This window comes from Clostridium sp. ZBS15 (assembly GCF_023845705.1).
Lineage (GTDB): Bacteria > Bacillota > Clostridia > Clostridiales > Clostridiaceae > Clostridium > Clostridium aquiflavi.
In genome coordinates, this window is sequence record NZ_JAMQHY010000065.1 from 1 (window position 1) to 20,906 (window position 20,906).

Consider the following 20,906-nt stretch of genomic DNA (forward strand, 5'->3'; position numbering starts at 1 on the left):
TATAGTCCCATTTTAGCTTGTCCCAATATAAAATTGTACTGTGTGAAAGTTCGTGTTTCCAAATGTAAAATTTGGACACTTACTTTTGACAAGCAATAAATATGAATATAAAAAGGAAACTCGACTGCGCTGAGTAAGTTCGAGAAACAAAATATAAAATTTTGACTCTCACTTAACTATTCTCAAAGTCCAATTACAATGCCACTTTACCTATTGCATATATCAACACGCATTTAAAACAGAGCCTTTATTAAAAATATATACTTATAAATATAAAGCTAGGAGAAAAAAGATGATAGGAATGAAATTACCAGGAAGTAAAAAGCTTAAATTAACAATACTAATAATATTATTAGCAATAACATTATTAATATTAGTATTTGAAGGCATTAATAACAACAAGAAAGGTGATGTTATTAACAAAGAAAGTATAGAAAATGCAGAGATTTTAGATGAAAATAATGTGAATTTAGATAAAAAACATGAAGATAGTAATGAAGAGGGAAAAAGTAAGGTTGAGAATGAAAGAGAACGAGAATTATATAATGAAGCATATAATTTGTTTTTTTCAGGTGAATACAATAAATCTATTGAAAAATCAAATGAAATAATAAGCGAATTTCCAAGCAGTGCAAAAGGATACAATATAAGAGGAATAGCTAAATCTTATAATGAAAGTTTTGAATCTGGTATGAAAGATATAGATAAAGCTTTGGAATTTGAACCGCAATATGGGTATGCAGTTTTTAATAAGGCCTTAACTTATGAACTATATGGAAATCTAGATGAGGCATTATTGTGGTATAATAAAAATTTAGAGATAGAAAATTACATATGGACTTATTATGGGATAGCATCTATATATGGAAGAAGAGGAGATGCCCCAAATACTATAAAATATTTAAGTAAAGCAATAGAAATAGATGAAGTTGTAAAAAAAGAAGCACAGGATGAAGCAGATTTTAATCCAGTAAGAGAATCTAAAGAATTTCAAGACTTAATTAATAATTAATAATTAGTAAACTCAGTTTGTTCTATATGAGCAGAGTTTTTAGTCTTATGTGTAAATAATATTAATATTGGGAGTTGATAAATTATGTATAACGTATTGGTTGTAGATGATGAAAAGGAAATAAGAGATGCCATTGAAATATATTTAAGAGGAGAAAATTTAAAAGTTTTTAAAGCAGCAGATGGATTAGAGGCATTAGAAATTCTTAATAATGAAAAAATACATGTCATTGTATTAGATGTGATGATGCCTAAACTTGATGGAATAAGAACATGTTTAAAAATTAGGGAAACAGAAAATTTACCTATAATTATGTTATCAGCAAAAGGTGAAGATTCAGATAAAATTCTTGGTTTAAATGTTGGAGCTGATGATTATATAATAAAACCATTTAATCACCTAGAATTAGTTGCTAGAGTAAAGTCTCAATTAAGGAGATATGATAAACCATTAAACATAGAAGATGAAGAACAAGTATTAACGGTGAAAGATTTAGTTATAGATACTGTATCTAAGAGTATTACTGTACGAGGTGAAGAAATTAAAGTAACGGCTACAGAATACAAAATATTGCACTTATTAGCTTCAAATTTAGGCAAAGTGTTTTCTATAAAAGAAATATATGAAAAAGTATGGGATGAACCATTTTATAAGAGTGAAAATACAGTTACTGTTCATATAAGAAGGATAAGAGAGAAAATAGAAATAAACACAAAAGAGCCTGAATATATTAAGGTGGTGTGGGGCATTGGATATAAGATTGAAAAAGAAATTTAAAATTCACTTAAAAAGCTATTTAAAGGGAATATATTTAATAGATATACTATTAATGATATTAATAACAGGAATGTTGTTTTCATCAGTTTTAGAATATAAAGATTTTATGAAGCAAAACAATAATTTAAGCTTAATTAAATCTATATTTAATGAGAAAGAATATGAAACAAAAAAGCTTTATGAAGATAGTAAAGGATTTTCTCAAATAATATATGAAACTACAGATGGATTGTATGACTTATTAACTGGAAGTAATGAAATAAAAGAAAAAATAGGACAGTTAATGAAATATTTTAATAATGATGTAGAGGAATATACTAGTCATTTTAAATTAAAAGATAATGTTTATTTTATAATTAGAAATAAGCATACTAAAGAATTATATACAAATGATCCTTTCTTAGATTCATCTATTAAATACATAAAGGAAAATCAAATAGATGATTTATTAAACAATAGATTTAAGAAGCAAGGTGTAGTAAGCATCAAATTTGATAATGAAAAAGAGTATAATTACTTGGTAAGTAAGGGATTAGTAAACTATTTAGATGATACAATCAAAAATTTTGAAGAAGTTTACTATACATCTACAGATACCTATAAACAAGAATTAATGAATATAAGAAAAGAAATAATTAGTCTGTCTCTTTTATTATTAGTTTATGTATTTTTAATTATAAAAACAGTATTAATAATAGCAAGAAGAGGAAATAAGGAAGAGAAAATAAAATCAAATATATTAAACAGCATAGTGTTTGTTATTAGAAATGGATTTAAATATAAAGAAACAAGTAAGACATTGTTATTATCTCTAGGAATAATAATAATAATATTAATTACGTATCTTTATTTCTTAGCCACTGGTGGATATGAAAATAATATGTTCGTACGATTCTTTCAAACATATCCTTTTAAAGGAACTATTTTAATAATAACAGGACTTATATTAATGGTGATATTTTCTGTCAAAAAGACATTAGATATTGCAATAATAAATGATGGACTTAAGAAGCTAAATGAAGGAAATTTAGATGAAGATATACCTGTTTTTGGTTCAATAACTATTAAAGAATTAATTAATAATATTAATTTAATAAAAGAAGGATATAAAAATTCTTTGTATGAAAGAGTTAAGGATGAAAAGCTAAAAACAGAATTAATATCAAACGTATCACATGATCTAAAAACTCCATTAACTTCAATAATAAATTATGTAAATATATTAAAAAATAAAGATATAACAGAGAATGAAAGAAAAGATTATTTAGCTATACTTGATTCAAAATCTTTAAAATTAAAATCATTAATTGATGATTTGTTTGAAATGTCAAAAATAAATAGTGGAAAAATAACATTAAATAAAGATAAATTAGATATACTTTCACTGATACATCAAGGCATAGGCGAATATAGTTTTCTTTATGAATATAAGAATATAAACTTTAAGGTTATTAGTAATGAAGAAGATATATTTATGGAGTTGGACGGAAAACTAATTTCTAGAGCATTAGAAAATATAATAATTAATGCTTTAAAATATTCATTAGACAATACTAGAGTTTATATAGAAATTGAAAAGTATGATGAGCGTGTCGAAATTATAGTTAAGAATATAGCAAATTATGAAATGGACTTTGATGAAGAAGAGATATTTGAAAGATTCGCAAGAGCAGATAAATCTAGAAATTCAAGTGTTGAAGGTTCAGGATTAGGTCTTGCAATAACAAAAAGTATAGTTGAACTACATGGTGGTAAAACTAAAATAGAAAGAGAAGGTGATATGTTTAAAATATATATAATATTACCTTTAAATAATAAAAGTTGTTAATAAATAAAATTTATTGATTAAGTGGTTAATTCATAGTAAATTAGAGATTAACCACTTTTTTTATAAATAAATATGATTTTTGGCGTTTTACAATTATCATATTTGGAATTATACTATAAACATTGAAAAACGATATGTTGTATATTAAATTTGATTAATAAATAGATGTACACTATATATAGTAGAGGAGCGGAAATATTGATGTTAAAGAAACTTTGTGATTTAGCAATAGAGGGAATTAAAGATAATGATGGTACGTATACAAAAGAAAAACTATTGAAGGCGTTAGAACATATAATAAGAGATGGTATGGATGTTAATGATATTAGAAAATCTTTAATTCAGGTTTCTTTAGACTTAACAAGTGATATGGAACCTAATTGGCAGTATGCAGCATCAACAATATATATACACGAGCTTTACGATAAAGTAAGAAAAAATAGAAATTTATATGCAAGTAAAAATTTATATGATAATTACTATGAATTTATTACAGAATTAACAGAGAGAAATCTTTATGGGGAGTATATTCTAGAAAATTATTCTAAGGAAGATATCTTAGAATTAGAAAAAGAAATTAAACCAGAAAGAGATTTTATTTTTAACTATAGTGGAATAGATCTTGTGGCTAAAAGATATTTAGTTCAAGATTTTAATAGAAAAGTTATAGAACTTCCACAACAAATGTTTATGGGAATTGCTATGCATCTTGCTATTCCAGAAGTTAAAGAAAAAAGAGTATATTGGGCAAAAAGATTTTACAATGTTTTAAGCGAGCTTAAAGCAACAATGGCAACTCCTACTATGTCAAATGCAAGAAAGCCTTTTTATCAATTAAGTTCTTGTTTTGTTGATACTGTTGATGATAGTTTAGAGGGAATATATAAGTCATTAGATAATTTTGCTAAGGTATCAAAATTTGGCGGTGGAATGGGAATATATATAGGCAAAATAAGATCATTAGGCTCACCTATTAGAGGCTTTAAAGGAGCATCAGGGGGCGTAATTCCGTGGGTAAAATTATTTAATGATACAGCAATTGCAGTAGATCAATTAGGTGTTAGAAATGGATCAGTTGCAATTTGGCTTGATGCTTGGCATAAAGATATACCTGAATTTTTACAAATTAGAACTAATAATGGTGATGATAGAAAAAAAGCACATGATGTATTTCCAGGAGTTTGTTATCCAGATTTATTTTGGAAACTTGCAGAAGAAGATGTAGATAATGATTGGTATATGATGTGTCCACATGAGATAAAAAACGCAAAAGGATATTCTCTTGAAGACTTCTATGGTGAAGAATGGGAAGAAAAATATTTTGAATGTGTTAAAGATGAGAAAATAGAAAAAAGAATCATTAAAATTAAGGATTTAGTAAGATTAATAATTAAAAGTGCAGCAGAAACAGGAGCACCTTTTGCATTCTTTAGAGATAATGCAAATAAGATGAATCCTAATAAGCATGAGGGAATTATATATTCTTCAAATTTATGTACAGAAATTATGCAAAACATGAGTGCTATGAAAGTTACTGGAGATACTATTATTAAGGAAAATGATAAATACAATGTAGTACAAAATATAGAAGCTGGAGATTTTGTTGTATGTAACCTATCATCTCTAGTACTTGGAAATATAGATGTTCTTAATGATGAGGAATTAGAATGTGTTGTGGAAACACAAATAAGAGCTATGGATAATGTCATTGATTTAAATTATTATTCAGTTCCATTTGCTGAAATAACTAATAAAAGATATAGAGGAATTGGACTTGGAACTAGCGGATATCATCATATGCTAGCTAACAATAAAATACATTGGACAGAAGAAAAGCACAGAACATTTGTTGATAAAGTATATGAAAAAATAAATTATTATTCAATAAAGGCTAGTATGAATTTATCTAAAGAAAAAGGAAAATACGAGCTCTTTGAAGGATCAGATTGGGACAATGGAAACTACTTTGAATTAAGAGATTATAATGATGAAAAATGGATTGATTTAAAGCAAGAGGTTAAAGAGTTTGGTATGAGAAATGGGTACTTAATTGCAGTAGCTCCAAATGGCTCAACAGCTACAATTGCAGGAACTTCTGAAGGAATTGATCCTATAATGGCTAGATTTTATTTAGAAGAAAAGAAAGGAAGTATAATTCCTAAGACTGCACCAAACCTATCTGAAGACAATTACTGGTATTATAATACAGCCTATAATTTAGAACAAGGTTGGTGCGTAGAAATGAATGGTGTTAGACAAAGACATATTGATCAAGGTCAATCATTTAACTTATATATAACAACTCAGTATACAATGAGACAAATTATGAATTTATATATAAAAGCATGCAAATGTGGAGTTAAATCTATATATTACGTAAGATCAAAATCACTAGAAGTAACAGAATGTGAAAGTTGTTCAGCGTAATAATTTTCTTAATGTATAGGAAAGTATAGAAATTTTAATTTGCCTTATATTTAATGAAATGGGAGAAAAGAATATGGAAGTAAAGAAAAAACCACTTTTTAATGAATTTGGAGATAGAGATCCTAGATTAAAGAGAGTGATAAATGGAAACACAACTAATTTAAATGATTTTAATAATATGAAATACACTTGGGCATCTGATTGGTATAGACAAGGAATGAATAATTTTTGGATACCAGAGGAAATAAATTTATCACAAGATTTAAAAGATTATAAAAAACTTTTACCAGAGGAAAGAACAGCTTATGATAAGATATTGTCATTTTTAATATTTTTAGATTCTATACAAACAGCTAATTTAAGTAATATAAATAGTTATATTACTGCAAGTGAAATAAATTTATGTTTAACTATTCAAAGCTTCCAAGAAGCTGTTCATTCTCAGAGTTACAGCTATATGCTTGACAGCATATGCTCACCAGAAGAGAGAAATGAAATACTGTATCAATGGAAAGATGATGAAATTTTACTAAAGAGAAACAAGTTTATAGGCGATTTATATAATGAGTTTATAAATAATCCTAGTGAATATAACTTAATAAAAACGTTAATGGCTAATTATATATTGGAGGGTATTTACTTTTATTCAGGATTTATGTTCTTTTATAATTTAGAGAGAAATGGAAAGATGCCTGGTTCAGCTCAAGAAATTAGATACATAAATAGAGATGAAAATACTCATTTATGGTTATTTAGAAATATAATAAAAGAATTACAAAGTGAAAATCCAGAAAGTTTTACAGCTGATTTAAAAAATGAACTTAGAGAAATGATGCGTATAGGTGTTGAGAATGAAATACTATGGGGTCATTACGTAATAGGAGATAAAATTCAAGGAATAAATAAAAAATTAATTGAAGATTATATAAAATATTTAGGAAATAAGAGACTAAAAGAAATAGGCTTAGACGTGCTATTTCAAGGCTATGAAAGCAATCCAGCTACATGGGTTGATGTTGTGGCCAATTCTAATTCTGTAAAAACTGATTTTTTCGAAGCTAAATCGACAGCTTACGCAAAAGTTTCCACTTTAATTGATGATTTATAAGAAATTTTGTGAATTTTTGAAATATTTTTTTAGAAAGTTAGCAATATGCTATTAAATATTTTAAAACTTATGTTATAATAACTAAAGTTAGAATTTTAAATCTAGAAGTTATCCTAAAATAACATAATAGATTAACAATAATAGATTAAGTTATAAAACAACAATTTTAAATATCGAGGAGGAGTTTTAGAGATGAAAAGAGGTATTGCTGCATCTAAGGGATATGCAATAGGAAAAGTGTTTTTAACTGAAAATGAAGAAATAGTTATAACTGACGCGTCAGTTAGTGATATAGTGAGTGAAAAAGAAAAATTACAAAAAGCATTAGATAATTCTAAATCACAATTAGAAGCTATTAAAGATAAAGCTGAAAAAGAAATGGGAGCAGAAAAGGCTGCTGTTTTTGAAGCTCATATTACATTGTTAGATGATCCAGAATTTACTGGAGCAATGATGAGTGAAATAGAAATGAATAGTACTAATGGGTTAAAAGCTATAGAAAATGTTACAAATAGTTTTGTAACTATATTTGAATCTATGGATAATGATTACATGAGAGAAAGAGCTGCAGATATAAAAGATGTATCTAAGAGAATAATATCTAATTTTGCAGGTAAAGGCGGAGATGCTTTTGCAATTAATGAAAACAACACTGTAATCGTTGCTCATGATTTAACTCCATCTGATACTGCTCAATTAGATAGAAGTAAAGTAGTAGGATTTATTACTAATATAGGTGGAAGAACTTCACATGCAGCTATTATGGCTAGAACATTAGAGATACCAGCTGTACTTGGCTTAGGTGATATTACAAGTAGTGTTAAAACTGGAGATATGATTATAGTTGACGGATTAACTGGAGATGTAATTCTAAACCCTTCAGAAGACGTTTTAGTAGAATATAGAGCTAAACAAGAAAAGTTCAAAGCAGAACAAGAAGAATTAAAGAAATTAATAGATGTGAAGACAACAACTAAATCTGGTAGAAGAATAGAAGTTTGTGGAAATATAGGTAAGCCAGAAGATGTACTTAGTGTTGTATCAAATGGTGGAGATGGTGTAGGATTATTCAGAACTGAATTCTTATACATGGACAGAGATAGTGCTCCAACAGAAGATGAACAATTTGAAAGTTATAAATTTGTTCTTGAAAAGATGGAAGGTAAGCAAGTTGTTATAAGAACTCTTGACATTGGTGGAGATAAGACTCTTCCATATTTACCATTACCAGAAGAAATGAATCCATTCTTAGGATATAGAGCAATAAGACTTTGTTTAGATAGAAAAGAAATCTTTAAGGTTCAATTAAGAGCATTATTAAGAGCTTCTATATATGGTAACCTTTGTGTTATGTTCCCTATGATTTCAGGTTTAGAAGAATTCTTACAAGCTAAAGAAGTAGTTGAAGAATGTAAAGCTGAATTAAAAGCAGAAGGAAAAGAATATTCAGAAGTAATTCAATGGGGTATAATGGTTGAAATCCCTGCAGCAGCAGTTTATGCTGATGAATTAGCTAAACATGTTGATTTCTTCTCAATAGGAACAAATGATTTAATTCAATATACATTAGCAGCTGATAGAATGAGCGAAAAAGTTTCATATCTTTATAATCCAATGCATCCAGCAGTACTTAGATTAATAAAAATGACTATAGATGGTGCACATAAACACGGAAAATGGGTTGGAATGTGTGGAGAAATGGCTGGAGATGAAGCAGCTATCCCAACATTAGTTGAATATGGATTAGATGAGTTCTCAATGAGTGCTACATCAATCTTAAATGCTAAGAAAATAATGTTAGAACAAGAATAATATTTTAATATATGAAAGAGATGGAGTTTTACTCCATCTTTTTTGTTATATAGAAAATTATAGGAATTTTTAAACTAATAATATAGTTTATTTAGTGATAAAATAATTAGTATTGAAATTTATAATGGATGGAGGCTTATATATGAATAAAATTTTGGAAATGTTTATATCATTTTTTAAAATTGGAGCTTTTACATTTGGTGGAGGATATGCAATGATTCCATTAATTGAAGAAGAAGTTGTTAATAAAAAGAACTGGCTTACTAAAGAAGAATTTATGGATTTTTTGATTGTATCTCAAAGTCTACCAGGAGCTTTAGCTATTAACTGCTCTGCGTTTATTGGACAAAAAATAGGGGGAATACTTGGGGAGTTAGTAGCTATCCTAGCAGTAACATTACCATCATTTTTTATAATAATTTTAATTGCTACTTTTTTTATGCAGTTTAGAGATAATTATTTTGTAAATTTAGCTTTTAAGGGAATAAATGCAGCTGTTCCTATGCTAGTTTTATTTGGTGTAATAAGTTTATCAAAGGGTGTACAAAAAAATGTAAGAACGTTAATTATGATAATAGTTGCACTCATAGCATTAATGGTATTTAATATTCATCCTGTAATTGTTATTTTAGTATCAGCAATATATGGAATGATATTTTTAAGAGAGCAGGTATAGAGAATGATATTATTAAAATTATTTACAGCATTTTTTAAGATTGGAGCATTCAGTTTTGGTGGAGGATATGCAATGATTCCTTTTATCCAAAAGGAGATAATAACTAATAATTCATGGCTTACAGTAAGTGATTTTATGGATATTATAGGTATATCTCAAATGACACCAGGACCAGTTTCTATTAACTCAGCAACCTTTGTTGGATTTAAAGTATCTGGGATTTGGGGAAGTCTAGCAGCAACTATAGGAATAATAGCAACATCATTTATATTAGTCACTATATGCTCAAAAACATTAGAAAAGTTTAAAGACTCTAATTTAGTAAAAAGTGCATTACTTGGAATGAGGCCAATATTAATAGCACTTATACTTCAAGCATTTTTTGATTTAGCTAAAGAATCTTATATAGATATAAAATCAATAATTGTTACGTTAATAATTGGTGGATTATTGTTATCTCATAAGGTACATCCAATAATATGCGTGCTTATATCAGCACTATTAGGAATTGTATTTTGGAGTTTTTAATTTTTTAGAAAATTATATAAAGTCGAATTTATAAACAACTTAAATTAATATTATATATTTAAGTTGACGATTTTTTATTAATGAATACTATATTATTCTTATGTTATACTTAAGTTAATTGAAAAAAATTCATAAAATTCTAAGCGCATACAATAAAGGGGAATAATATGAAAAAGAAAAAGAAAAAATTTTATGATAAAGCCATGGTGTATTATCAAAATGGAGAAATAGACAAATCGTTAAGAATATGTGAGGAATCATTATCTTATAGTTTGAAAAATCCTTCTATATTAAATTTAAAGGGACTTATATTATATCAACAAGGTAAATTAGATGAAGCTATAACAGTATGGAAAATCAATAAAGATTTTAATAATAATACTATAGCTCAGAATTATATAAAAAGTGCTAATGAAGATAGATTTAGGGTTGATTTATATGAGCTTGGAGAAAAGAAATTAAAAGAATTAAAGATAGAAGAAGCAATAACAATATTTAAAAAGTGTAAAGAAAGTGATTTTAACTGCATAAAGGTAAATACTGCTTTAGCATTATGTTATCAAAAAAAAGGTGAAATAAATAAGTGTATAGATTACATGAATAAAGTTTTGGTTATAGATAAAAACTATAAGATAGCTAATGAAATAAAAAAGCAATTAATAGAATTAAAGGCGTATAAAAAGGAATCTAACAATATTATTATTAAGTTAATTGTGGTTTTAGTTATAATAGTATCTATATGTGGAGCTATCTATGTCTTTAAAAATACCTTTCAAGGTTTTCATAAAAAAAATAGTAATGAATCATTAGAATCACTAAATAAAACAGAAGATAATGCTAGTACTTCAGAAGATGCAGTTACTGAACAAGTAGAAGAAATGCAACCGAAATCAGCAGAAACAGCTATTAATGAAGAAAATAAAAAGGTAGAATTAGACATAAATAAACTAAATGAGCATTTTGAAAATGGTGAAGTCAATAGTATTTATTATGATTTAGAAAATGTAAATGAACAAGATGTTCCAGATGATTACAAAGGTTTATATAGACGATGTATAAATTTAATAAAGACTTCAGGAATAGAAGTATTCTATGGAAAAGGTATGGAAGAGTTTAATACACAAAATTATGAAAAGGCTAACGTAGAATTTAGTAAAGCATATGATTACTGTGATGGCAATTATCTAAAAGAACATATTATATTTTATAAAGCTGTAACATTAGAGCAACTAAATAATTCTGATGAAGCAATAAAATTATATGAATTATATTATGAAGAGTATCCTACTGGTTCATACGCTGATAATGCATTATACAATCTTTCATTAATACTCAACAATACGAATAAAGAGAAAAGTATTTATTATGCCAATAAATTAAGAGAAAACTTCTCTGGATCTATTTATTTTAATGAAACCATTAATCAAATATTAAATAGTTAATTTAGATTATAAGAAAAAATAAATTCAATAACAGGATGTGATAACAATGATATCAGTAATTAAAGATATTAAGGTATATGCTCCAAAATACATAGGTATAAAAGATATTGTAATAGCAGGAGGGAAGATAGAAGGGATCTATGAAAGCTTAGATATATCAAATACTTTTATTAATGTTAATGTGATAGATGGTAAAAATAAAATTATTTTTCCAGGCTTTATAGATAGTCATGTACATCTTATTGGTGGTGGTGGTGAAGGTGGATATAAAACTCGAACACCAGAACTACAATTATCTAATTTAACATCAAGTGGAATAACAACAGTAGTTGGATGTATAGGTACTGATAGTGAATGTAGGGATATAAAATCTTTAATAGCTAAAGTTAAATCTTTAAAAGAAGAGGGGCTTTCATCATATTGTTATACAGGATCTTATGCTATACCAGTAAGAACATTAACTGGTGTCGTTGAAAGAGATCTAATGCTAATACAAGAAATAATAGGTGTTGGAGAAATAGCATTATCAGATAATCGAAGCTCAGAGCCTACTTATGAAGAATTTGCAAGATTAGTAGCTCAATCAAGAGTTGGAGGAATATTATCTAGTAAAGCTGGAGTAGTAAATGTACATATAGGGGAAGGAAGAAGAAGACTTGATTATTTATTTAAATTAATTAAAGAGTCAGATATACCATCATCTCAATTATTACCTACTCATATTAATAGAAATACTAATTTATTTATGGAAGGCTTAAAATATGTAAAAGAAGGCGGTCTTATAGATTTAACTACCAGCAGTGATGTTAACTTTTTAGAAGAAGGTGAACTTACAGCTTCAGAAGGATTAAACAAATACATTGAAGCAGGATTACCAATAGAGAATATAACATTTTCTTCTGATGGTAATGGAAGTATGCCTAAATTCGACGAAAATAAAAAGATAGTAGGGCTTGGAATTTGTTCTGTTGAGTCATTGTACTTGCAAGTTAAAGAAGGCATAAAGAAATATGGGATTCCTATTGAAACAGCTATAAAAGTTATAACTTCTAATGTAGCAGATATATTAAAATTATATAATAAAGGAAGAATAGAAAAGGGAAAAGATGCTGATTTAGTAATAGTTGATGAAAACTCTTTAGATATAGATATAGTTTTATGCAACGGAATAAAGATGGTTCAAGATGGAGAATGCATAGTAAGAGGTACATTTGAATAAAATGTTATTATGAGTTTTAGAAATATTATTTAAGTTATAGATAAAAGTAAATCTAAAAATAATGGCCAATCTGATTAAATTAGATTGGTCATTATTTTTATTAAGATTTAACTTTAAAAAAAGTATGATGCCCTATTGTTTTCATATCTTGTTTTTGTGTTTGATGCATCCATGCGCAGGTTGCCGTGCTAGGATTATAAAAGAATAAAGCTTCATTTGTAGGGTCATATCCTCTTATAGCATCATAAACCGCATTGTAACATGCTTGATTTGGAGTAGCTTTAATATCTCCATTTTTAACACATGAAAATGCATTTTTCTGAAAAATTACTTCTTTTATTGAATTTGGAAAGCTGGGATTTATGACACGATTTAAAACAACTGATGCTACAGCTACTTTTCCATCATAAGGTTCACCAATACTTTCTGCATAAACTAATTTAGCCATTAATTCAATATCATTTTCCGTTATATAGAGTTTTTGAGTATCATAACTAAAAACTTCTATTGTAGACTCGTCAATATTTTCATTTGTATTATTTTCATTTAGTTCTGCATTGCATTGAGTTGTAAGGTTTATATTATTTAAATAAGTTTCATTATTTTCCTTTTTAGAAATAAGATTAGTATGAAAGTTGTTACCTAATACTTGGGCATAAGCAACACTGTTATTAATAACGGAAAGATATAGCACTAAACTAATTATGAAAAGGCTATATATTTTTTTCATTAAAAATCCTCCTCTGGTATATTTCAAACCAATAATATTATTGCCCAAAAAGAGCCTTATATACATAAATTAATATTTATATGATAATATGGTTTTTTGTAAATTATCAAAACAACTTAAAAAGTAGTCATATTTATCAAAAGTATCAGTATATAATTCATCAATATTATCTAAAATTAATTTAGATTTATCGTGTAATTTCATCTCATTTTTAATGCTTTTTTCTAGAGAATTAATATAAGAATCATAAGATGAAATAATTTCTTCTAAAGCTTCATAGCATTCTTTACCATCAACAGGAATAGAAATTGATATAGAAGTATCTTTTACTTTATTAAAATCTGAACGTTTTTCATTAAGATCACAAATTAATATAGATAAATCTCTATTATCTTCTCTTATTTTTTCTAGAGCAGGTTTTACATCATCTTTTAGCTCAGAAAATTTATTTAGTAAGTCATTAATTTGTATAAAAAAATCTCTTTTTTGCTCACTTATAATATCATTTTCTCTAATTGATTTATAAGATTCATTTAAAAATTTATTTAAGCTTATAAAAAATGTCTTTAAGTTTTTGGGAGTAGAAATTTTAATCTTAGATTCAGATAATTTATCAGTTTCTTTAATAAAAGCTTCTTCGTTTTTTACTAGGTCTTGATATAATGATTGAAAGTTATCATTATTTTTATTATTTATTATAGAAATAATAGAGTTATATAAATTAATATTTAGTTTTAAATAATTTGAAAGATTGTTTTTTAATTCATTAGAATTAGATTTTTTTAAAGTTAAATTAGTTAGGGTGTTATCTAATACATTTAGTAGATTTAAATTTTCATCTAAAATTTGTTTTGTATTTTTAAAATCAAGTTTAGCATCGTTTTCATCGAATTTTAATGATGAATTTATATTTACTATTGTTTTAGAAATTTTATTTATTTTATTTAGTTCAGTATTTTTAAAAAATAACGTTAATAATATAAGTATTAATATAAATAAACCAAATAATAAACTTATGATTTTTAATGATTTTTTATCTATTGAAAAGTTTATCATAATCAGAGTCCCCCTTATCAAGTAATAATATATTTTTAGTTACTTAATATTACTTATATTATGTTAATTAGAAAATTATTATAAAAATAATGAATTTTTAATAAAATAGTAATTCTCTCTATATATAATAATTAATGTTTTGATGTATAATTTTATATATATACAAAAGGTGGAGGTGATAGTGTTGCAAGATTTTATATCACTAATAATAAAAAGTTTAAGTAATATGTCTTTATGGTCAATACTAGATATATTGGTAGTTTCCTATATATTTTATAAAGGATATATGCTAATAAAAGAAACAAGAGCGGAACAATTATTAAAGGGTATAGCATTAATTATAGTGTTAATACCAATAAGTTATTTATTAAAATTAGATATGTTATATTTTATATTAAATAAGACACTTACAATTGGGGTATTATCTGTAATTATAATTTTTCAACCAGAAATTAGAAGAGGACTAGAGCATATAGGTAGATCAGCTTTTGAAGATGTACACTATGCGAATGATAAGGAAAGCATAAATATTGCTATAAATGAAATAGTTAATGCTGTACAAAATTTATCAGAAACTAAAACAGGAGCACTAATAGTAATGGAACAAAAAACAGGTCTTGCAGAGATAGTTTCATCAGGCACAATATTAGATGCAAATGTAAGTTCAAATCTTTTAGAAAATATTTTTGTAGTGAATACACCGCTACATGATGGAGCAACAATAATTAGAAATAATAAAATATTAGCTTCAGGTTGTGTTCTTCCTTTGACTAATAATAATAATATTAATAAAAAGTTAGGTACTAGGCATAGAGCAGGATTAGGACTTTCAGAAGTTTCTGATGCGTTAATAATCATTGTATCTGAAGAAACTGGAGTGGTTTCATTAGCTATAAATGGTAAATTAAGTAGAGGGTATGATAGAGAAAGATTGAGAAATATATTATCAAATATAATTGAAAATAGAAATAAAAATAAAAAGAATGTAAAGGATGCTAAAGAGAGGGTGAGATCATGGGTAAGGGGAATAAAAATAAATCATTAATAGCGAAGCTTATTTGTTTACTTTTATCTTTTGGTCTATGGCTGTATATATCAAATGTGGAGAACCCAGTAAGAACCTATGAATTAAAGGGCGTACCAGTAGAACTTATAAATAAAGAAAGCATTTCAAAGTCTAATTTAGCTATAGTAGGAGAGGAAAGTTTTACAGTTGATTTAACTTTAGAGGGAGCCACAAGTGAAATAACAAAAGCCAAAAAAGATTCCTTTAAATTAACAGCGGATATGAGTTCATATGCGTTAAAAAATGGAGAAAATATAATCCCTATTCAAATAGTAAGTTATCCTCAAAATATAAATATAAAAAACAATGGATTTTTAGGGATAAAGATAAAACTAGAGACACTAATAACAAAAGATGTTTCATTGAAATCTCAAGTTAACATCACTTATAAAGAAAATATCTATAAAAAAGATTTAACTGTATCTCCACAAAAAGCAACTATATCTGGTCCGGAAAGTCAAGTGAATAAAGTTGATAGAGGTATTCTTGTAGGAAGTATAGAAAATTTAGAAAAAGATATTAATAAAAAATTCCCTATTAAATTTATAACCAAAGATAATAAAGAAGTTAAAGGTATTACTTCTAATGCCAATGAAGCGGAATTAAATATAAAGATTAATAATGGAAAAACAGTACCTATAAATATAAAAACTATAGGAAATTCAAATGAGGGTATATCTATAGAAAGTATGGTTGTAGAGCCTAAATCAGTTCATATTATAGGTGAAGATAAAATATTAAATAGTATAAATTCAATAGATACACAAGAAATTAATATAAGTAACATTACTGCTGATGCTGAAGTAAATACAAATTTAAATTTACCAGAAGGGGTTACTATACAAGAGAATAGCCAAAATGTTAAAGTGAAATTTGCGGTTAAAAAAGCACAAGAGGTAACAAAGAACATTTCATGTGCAGTTGAATATACTAACTTAAATCCTAATTTAATTATTGATTCTTCAAAATCCACTGCTAATGTAAGTATCTCAGGATTGGAATCAGTTATAAATAGTATAACGGAGACAGAACTTAAGGCTACGGTAGATTTATCAAATATAAGTGAGGCAGGTACCTATACTTATAAACCTTCCGTTAATAGTGCTAATAATAGGACTGATTTTAATATATTATCAGTAGATGATGTTCAAATAGTTTTAAAAAATAAACAATGAAAATAGCCACAACTTATTTAATTGTGGCTATTTTTTATGTTATAATCGGTTAAACTTGTAAGTGAGATGTGTTTTAATAAAACATAAATTATTGAAAACAAAATAGGAGAAAATATATATGAGTATAAGAATAAATAATTTAACTTTAGGTATAGATGATAGTAAAGAAGTATTAGAAAAAAAAGTATGTAAAAAATTAAAAATATCTAATCAAGATATAAAAAAATTAACAATAATAAAAGAGAGTTTAGATGCAAGAAAGAAGAATGAAATAAAGTTTAATTATTGTGTGGATATAAAGTGCGATAATGAAAAGAAAATAGTATCTAAAATAAAAGATAATGATGTAAAGCTTAAAGAAGATGACAAAGGCTTACAAATTGAAAAAGGTGATGCTAAGCTAAGTCATAGACCAGTTGTAGTAGGATTTGGTCCAGCTGGAATGTTTGCAGCATTAACTTTAGCTAAGAATGGATATAAACCAATTGTATTTGAGAGAGGAGAAGATGTTGATAGTAGAACAAATGCAGTTCAAAACTTTTGGGAGACTGGAAAGTTGAACATTGAATCAAATGTTCAATTTGGTGAAGGTGGAGCAGGGGCATTTTCTGATGGAAAATTAACAACAAGAATAAAAGACCCTAAATGTGCTTACATATTAGATGAACTTGTAAATGCTGGAGCACCAGAAGAAATTAAGTATTTAGGTAAGCCACATGTTGGAACAGATATTTTAAAAGGTGTTGTAAAAAATATAAGAGAGCAAATCAAGGAACTTGGTGGAGAAATTCATTTTAATTCTAAATTAGAAGATATAAAATATGAAAATAATAAATTAAAAAGTATAACTGTTAATGCAAAGGAACTAGATTGTGAAGCTTTAGTTTTAGCCATTGGACATAGCCCAAGAGATACATATGAAATGCTATATAAAAGAGGAGTTTCTATGGAAGCTAAGCCTTTTGCAATAGGAGTTAGAATAGAGCATCCTCAAGAATTAATAAATGTTAGTCAATATGGAGAATACCATAATCATCCAAGATTAGGTTCAGCAGAATATAGATTAACTTATCAAAGTGACAAACTAAAAAGGGGTGTATATTCATTCTGTATGTGTCCAGGGGGAACTGTTGTTGCATCTGCATCAGAAGAAGGAAGACTTGTATCCAATGGGATGAGTTATCATGCTAGAAACTTAGCCAATGCTAATTCAGCATTAGTTGTAACGGTATCTACAGATGATTTTGAAGGAGATTCACCTTTAAGAGGAATGGAATTTCAAAGACGTTATGAAAGTTTAGCATTTAAATTAGGGGGTGGAAATTATAAAGCACCAATACAATTACTAGGAGATTTTATGAATGACAGACCTAGTACAAAACTTGGAAGTGTTATTCCAAGTTATTCACCTGGATATGAATTTAAAGAATTAAAAGATTGTTTACCTAGTTATGTTGTAGAAGGAATAAAAGAAGGTATACAAAATTTTTCAAAAAAAATAGAAGGATACGGAATGGAAGATGCAGTTTTAACAGGAATAGAAACTAGAACATCAGCTCCAGTTAGAATTCATAGAAGCAAAACACTTGAAAGCATAACGGTGCAAGGCCTTTATCCAGTGGGAGAAGGAGCCGGATTTGCAGGAGGAATAGTTTCATCAGCAGTTGATGGAGTTAAAGTAGCGGAAATGATAATAAATCAATTTACTTGTTAAATTTGTTGATTTAATTAAATAGTCTCAATATTCTAAAAAAGGGCAATATTAAGTTATTATTTGTTACAATAAAGATAATAAATAAAAATGTATTTTAATTAAAAAAGCAAGAAGAAAAATTAAAGTTAAATATAGACAGAATAATTATTATTAGAATAAGAGGTGCATGTATAATGAGTAAAAACTTTGATGATTTATTATCTAAATTAAAGGCAACTAAAAAGAAAAAGTTATCAGTAGCAGTAGCACAAGATGAACCAGTTTTAGAAGCTGTAATGGCGGCTAAAGAAAAAGGAATAGCAGATGCAATACTAGTTGGGGATCAAGAAAAAATAAGAACAATAGCAGAAAAAATAAAAATGGACTTAACTCAATTTGAAATAATTCATGAACCAGATATTAAAAAAGCAGCATTATTTGCTGTTCAATTAGTATCAAGTGGAAGAGCAGATATGGTTATGAAAGGTTTAGTAGACACAGCAACTTTCCTAAGAAGTGTTCTTAACAAGGAAATTGGTCTTAGAACAGGTAAAGTTATGTCTCACGTAGCAGTTTTTGAAGTTGAAGATATTGATAGATTAATATTCTTAACAGATGCTGCATTTAATACTTACCCTGATTTAAAAGCTAAAATTCAAATTGTAAATAATTCTGTAACAGTAGCTCATGCTTGTGGAATAGAAGTTCCAAAGGTAGCACCAGTATGTGCAGTTGAAGTTGTTAACCCAGATATGCCAGCAACAATAGATGCATCATTGTTAACTACTATGAATAACAGAGGACAAATAAAAGGTTGTATAATAGACGGACCTCTAGCATTAGATAATGCTTTATCAGAAGAAGCTGCTCATCATAAAGGTATTACAGGACCAGTAGCAGGAAAAGCAGATATCATATTATTACCTAATATAGAAACAGGTAATGTAATGTATAAATGTTTAACTTACACATCAAAGAGTAAGAGTGGTGGTCTATTAGTTGGAACATCAGCACCAGTTATCCTAACTTCAAGAGCTGATAAATTTGAAACAAAGGTAAATTCTATAGCTTTAGCAGCATTAGTTGCTGAAAACGCTAAATAAGATTATTTTGGGGGTATTATTTAATGTCATATAAATTATTAATTATTAATCCAGGATCAACTTCTACAAAAATAGGAGTTTATGAAGACGAAAAAGAATTATTTGAAGAAACATTAAGACACACTAATGAAGAAATAAAGAGATATGAAACTATATATGATCAATTTCAATTTAGAAAAGATGTAATATTAAATATTCTTAAGGAAAAAGATTTTGATATAAATACTTTAAGTGCAATAGTTGGAAGAGGCGGAATGCTTAAACCAGTTGAAGGCGGAACTTACGCTGTTAATGACGCCATGATAGAAGATTTAAAAGTAGGAGTACAAGGTCCTCATGCTTCAAATCTTGGAGGAATAATAGCAAAATCAATTGGTGACGAATTAAATATACCATCATTTATAGTAGATCCAGTAGTTACTGATGAATTAGATGAAGTAGCAAGATTATCAGGAGTTCCAGAACTACCAAGAAAGAGTAAATTCCATGCTTTAAATCAAAAAGCAGTAGCTAAGAGATATGGTAAAGATAGTGGAAAAGGTTACGAAAACTTAAACTTAATAGTTGTACACATGGGTGGTGGAGTTTCTGTTGGAGCTCACAAACAAGGAAAAGTAGTTGACGTTAACAATGCTTTAGATGGTGATGGTCCATTTTCACCAGAAAGAGCAGGAACAGTACCAGTAGGCGATTTAATTAAAATGTGCTTTAGCGGACAATATACTGAATCAGAAGTATATACTAAGATAGTTGGAAAAGGTGGATTTGTTGGATACCTAAACACTAATGATGTTAAAGGTGTTATAGATAAAATGGAAGAAGGAGATAAAGAATGTGAAAAAATATATAAAGCATTCCTTTATCAAATAACAAAAACTATTGGAGAAATGGCAGCTGCATTAAATGGAAAAGTTGATCAAATATTATTAACAGGTGGAATTGCATATTCACCAACACTTGTTCCAGATTTAAAATCAAATGTAGAATGGATAGCTCCAGTAACTGTATATCCAGGAGAAGATGAATTATTAGCATTAGCTCAAGGTGCTATAAGAGTACTTGACGGAGAAGAAAAAGCTAAGATTTACTAGAATATATGTAAAGAGGTCATATCAAAATTTCTTTTGATATGATCTTTTTTATGTTTTAGTTTAATGTTTGTATATATGAATATATTGAATATATATTTGAAATATACTATTAAACCCAGTACATATTATAATTTTAGATTTGACTCTGTTTTAAATGCGTGTT

General features: G+C 27.2%; 17 protein-coding genes. 15 read left to right on the forward strand and 2 right to left on the reverse strand.

Annotation, left to right across the window (positions count from 1 at the left end; translation table 11 throughout):
- Window positions 1-292 precede the first annotated feature (292 nt).
- From NG904_RS15810 to iadA, 10 genes are all read left to right on the forward strand, one after another.
- Window positions 293-1,012: a tetratricopeptide repeat protein gene (locus NG904_RS15810; RefSeq protein WP_252232624.1), complete on the forward strand. Its 720-nt coding sequence runs from the start codon at window positions 293-295 to the stop codon at window positions 1,010-1,012.
- An 84-nt stretch (window positions 1,013-1,096) separates the two neighbouring features.
- Window positions 1,097-1,789, forward strand: a complete 693-nt coding sequence (locus tag NG904_RS15815) for a response regulator transcription factor (RefSeq protein ID WP_252215068.1) — start codon at window positions 1,097-1,099, stop codon at window positions 1,787-1,789.
- Window positions 1,761-3,617 carry a sensor histidine kinase gene (locus tag NG904_RS15820; protein ID WP_252225143.1) on the forward strand — a complete coding sequence of 619 codons (1,857 nt, stop codon included), beginning with the start codon at window positions 1,761-1,763 and terminating at the stop codon, window positions 3,615-3,617. The genes NG904_RS15815 and NG904_RS15820 overlap by 29 nt, the downstream gene beginning before the upstream one ends.
- 201 nt (window positions 3,618-3,818) lie before the next feature.
- Entirely contained in the window at window positions 3,819-6,044 is a 2,226-nt protein-coding gene (locus tag NG904_RS15825) for a ribonucleoside-diphosphate reductase subunit alpha (protein WP_252225140.1), read from the forward strand.
- Between the two features lie 73 nt (window positions 6,045-6,117).
- Window positions 6,118-7,152: a ribonucleotide-diphosphate reductase subunit beta gene (locus tag NG904_RS15830; protein WP_252225137.1), complete on the forward strand. Its 1,035-nt coding sequence runs from the start codon at window positions 6,118-6,120 to the stop codon at window positions 7,150-7,152.
- Window positions 7,153-7,344: 192 nt separating this feature from the next.
- On the forward strand, window positions 7,345-8,964 hold the full coding sequence (gene ptsP / locus NG904_RS15835) for a phosphoenolpyruvate--protein phosphotransferase (RefSeq protein ID WP_252215081.1): 1,620 nt from the start codon (window positions 7,345-7,347) through the stop codon (window positions 8,962-8,964).
- 142 nt (window positions 8,965-9,106) lie between these two features.
- Entirely contained in the window at window positions 9,107-9,640 is a 534-nt protein-coding gene (locus NG904_RS15840) for a chromate transporter (RefSeq protein ID WP_252225134.1), read from the forward strand.
- Between the two features lie 3 nt (window positions 9,641-9,643).
- Complete coding sequence (locus NG904_RS15845) at window positions 9,644-10,168, forward strand: chromate transporter (protein WP_252215087.1); 525 nt, start codon at window positions 9,644-9,646, stop codon at window positions 10,166-10,168.
- Window positions 10,169-10,335: 167 nt separating this feature from the next.
- On the forward strand, window positions 10,336-11,610 hold the full coding sequence (locus tag NG904_RS15850; protein WP_252225130.1) for a tetratricopeptide repeat protein: 1,275 nt from the start codon (window positions 10,336-10,338) through the stop codon (window positions 11,608-11,610).
- 46 nt (window positions 11,611-11,656) lie between these two features.
- Window positions 11,657-12,829, forward strand: a complete 1,173-nt coding sequence (gene iadA, locus NG904_RS15855; protein ID WP_252232626.1) for a beta-aspartyl-peptidase — start codon at window positions 11,657-11,659, stop codon at window positions 12,827-12,829.
- Between the two features lie 100 nt (window positions 12,830-12,929).
- Here iadA and NG904_RS15860 read toward each other — a convergent pair whose 3' ends face one another.
- Window positions 12,930-13,559, reverse strand: a complete 630-nt coding sequence (locus NG904_RS15860) for a cell wall hydrolase (RefSeq protein WP_252215095.1) — start codon at window positions 13,557-13,559, stop codon at window positions 12,930-12,932.
- Window positions 13,560-13,628: 69 nt separating this feature from the next.
- Window positions 13,629-14,615: a hypothetical protein gene (locus tag NG904_RS15865; protein WP_252232629.1), complete on the reverse strand. Its 987-nt coding sequence runs from the start codon at window positions 14,613-14,615 to the stop codon at window positions 13,629-13,631.
- 184 nt (window positions 14,616-14,799) lie between these two features.
- Here NG904_RS15865 and cdaA point away from each other — a divergent pair, with 184 nt between their 5' ends.
- The 5 genes from cdaA (at window position 14,800) to buk (ending at window position 20,743) form a co-directional block, all read left to right on the forward strand.
- On the forward strand, window positions 14,800-15,660 hold the full coding sequence (gene cdaA / locus NG904_RS15870; protein ID WP_252215099.1) for a diadenylate cyclase CdaA: 861 nt from the start codon (window positions 14,800-14,802) through the stop codon (window positions 15,658-15,660).
- The gene (locus NG904_RS15875) at window positions 15,630-16,856 is read left to right on the forward strand and encodes a CdaR family protein (protein WP_252215101.1); all 1,227 of its coding nucleotides are present in this window, start codon (window positions 15,630-15,632) and stop codon (window positions 16,854-16,856) included. Before cdaA ends, NG904_RS15875 begins: the two co-directional genes overlap by 31 nt.
- A 118-nt stretch (window positions 16,857-16,974) precedes the next feature.
- Window positions 16,975-18,570, forward strand: coding sequence for an NAD(P)/FAD-dependent oxidoreductase (locus tag NG904_RS15880; RefSeq protein WP_252232631.1), 1,596 nt, complete (start codon window positions 16,975-16,977; stop codon window positions 18,568-18,570).
- 173 nt (window positions 18,571-18,743) lie between these two features.
- A complete protein-coding gene (gene ptb, locus NG904_RS15885) occupies window positions 18,744-19,652 on the forward strand; it encodes a phosphate butyryltransferase (protein ID WP_252225111.1) in 909 nt (302 codons plus the stop codon).
- Between the two features lie 23 nt (window positions 19,653-19,675).
- Window positions 19,676-20,743, forward strand: a complete 1,068-nt coding sequence (buk, locus tag NG904_RS15890) for a butyrate kinase (protein ID WP_252232633.1) — start codon at window positions 19,676-19,678, stop codon at window positions 20,741-20,743.
- The last annotated feature ends 163 nt before the right edge of the window (window positions 20,744-20,906 follow it).

Excerpts from the sequence above, each read along its gene's own strand:
- NG904_RS15810 (WP_252232624.1), top strand. The coding sequence starts at position 293 with ATGATAGGAATGAAATTACCAGGAAGTAAAAAGCTTAAATTAACAATA.
- NG904_RS15815 (WP_252215068.1), top strand. The coding sequence starts at position 1,097 with ATGTATAACGTATTGGTTGTAGATGATGAAAAGGAAATAAGAGATGCC.
- NG904_RS15825 (WP_252225140.1), top strand. The coding sequence starts at position 3,819 with ATGTTAAAGAAACTTTGTGATTTAGCAATAGAGGGAATTAAAGATAAT.
- NG904_RS15830 (WP_252225137.1), top strand. The coding sequence starts at position 6,118 with ATGGAAGTAAAGAAAAAACCACTTTTTAATGAATTTGGAGATAGAGAT.
- ptsP (WP_252215081.1), top strand. The coding sequence starts at position 7,345 with ATGAAAAGAGGTATTGCTGCATCTAAGGGATATGCAATAGGAAAAGTG.
- NG904_RS15840 (WP_252225134.1), top strand. The coding sequence starts at position 9,107 with ATGAATAAAATTTTGGAAATGTTTATATCATTTTTTAAAATTGGAGCT.
- NG904_RS15845 (WP_252215087.1), top strand. The coding sequence starts at position 9,644 with ATGATATTATTAAAATTATTTACAGCATTTTTTAAGATTGGAGCATTC.
- NG904_RS15850 (WP_252225130.1), top strand. The coding sequence starts at position 10,336 with ATGAAAAAGAAAAAGAAAAAATTTTATGATAAAGCCATGGTGTATTAT.
- iadA (WP_252232626.1), top strand. The coding sequence starts at position 11,657 with ATGATATCAGTAATTAAAGATATTAAGGTATATGCTCCAAAATACATA.
- NG904_RS15860 (WP_252215095.1), bottom strand. The coding sequence starts at position 13,559 with ATGAAAAAAATATATAGCCTTTTCATAATTAGTTTAGTGCTATATCTT.
- NG904_RS15865 (WP_252232629.1), bottom strand. The coding sequence starts at position 14,615 with ATGATAAACTTTTCAATAGATAAAAAATCATTAAAAATCATAAGTTTA.
- NG904_RS15875 (WP_252215101.1), top strand. The coding sequence starts at position 15,630 with ATGGGTAAGGGGAATAAAAATAAATCATTAATAGCGAAGCTTATTTGT.
- NG904_RS15880 (WP_252232631.1), top strand. The coding sequence starts at position 16,975 with ATGAGTATAAGAATAAATAATTTAACTTTAGGTATAGATGATAGTAAA.
- ptb (WP_252225111.1), top strand. The coding sequence starts at position 18,744 with ATGAGTAAAAACTTTGATGATTTATTATCTAAATTAAAGGCAACTAAA.
- buk (WP_252232633.1), top strand. The coding sequence starts at position 19,676 with ATGTCATATAAATTATTAATTATTAATCCAGGATCAACTTCTACAAAA.